This window comes from Mycoplasma marinum (assembly GCF_004335975.1).
In the GTDB taxonomy this organism is placed as follows: Bacteria; Bacillota_I; Bacilli_A; order Mycoplasmatales; family Metamycoplasmataceae; genus Mycoplasma_K; species Mycoplasma_K marinum.
In genome coordinates, this window is sequence record NZ_PSZO01000089.1 from 1 (window position 1) to 987 (window position 987).

At 31.1% G+C, this 987-nt stretch carries 1 protein-coding gene; it reads left to right on the plus strand.

Going from position 1 to position 987, the window contains the following annotated elements; translation table 4 throughout:
* Positions 1–119 precede the first annotated feature (119 nt).
* Positions 120–987 (plus strand): aquaporin (locus C4B24_RS04815; protein WP_131599645.1); only part of this gene is annotated, 868 nt, incomplete at its 3' end.

Here is a 987-nt window from a genome sequence, read left to right on the forward strand (position 1 = left end):
AATATGGTTATTTTTTTATCTTATTTTTGTATTTTTTTGGTAAAATAAACATAGTTTCTTTTTAGAAACATATTATTTAAAATAATAACCATATTATACGAAATAAGAAAGGAAATATTGTGGAATTTGCATTTACAAAAAGTGCTCGTAAAAATAAAGCTAAATACGAACCTACAAGCGTTAGACAATGAATTCACCACATGCTTTCTGAATTTTTTGGGACAATTTGATTGTCTTTAGGTCTTGCAGGTCTTGCTGCTATTCTACCAAATGGTAATGTAGCCGAACACTATTTTTTAAACCCAGTATTTGTTGGGTTATACGCAGGATTTATAGTTGTTGGTACTTGTCTACTATTCTTCCTAAGATGATCTTGTGACTTAAATCCAGCAGTTACAACTTATAGAATGATTACAGGAGCTAACACTTATAGATATAGTTTTGCTAAAATAGCTGTACAAATGGTTGCGGCGACAATTGCGGGGCTAATGTTATATGGAATGGCTAAAGGGAATTATTTAGAAAAAAATACAACTAGTTATGAAGCTGTTGTGCCATTTAACGGTTTTGATATGTTGGGTAAATCAAGTTTCCCAGGTAAACTTACAATAAATAACGGTACTGCCTTTATGTGAGTATTCTTTGGTGAAATGTTAATTACTTCAATTCTTTTATGACCTATATTTACTAAGTCAATTAAAGATAAATATAGAGATTTAATTATCTGCTTTATTATTGCTTTTGATGTAATGGGTGCTATTTGTTTTGGAACAGCAGCGATTAATCCTGCTCGTGGATTTACACAACAAGTGCCAACATTATTCTTTAGTCATGTTAAATTATCAGAAGTTGTTGTTTCAACAATTGCTCTTATGCTTGGAGGGTTTGCTGCACCATTCTTCTTGGTAGCAATGCAAGAGTTGACAGCTAAATTAATTAATCCTCTATATACAAAAGGTATAAAATGAAAAAATGTTCACCATACAG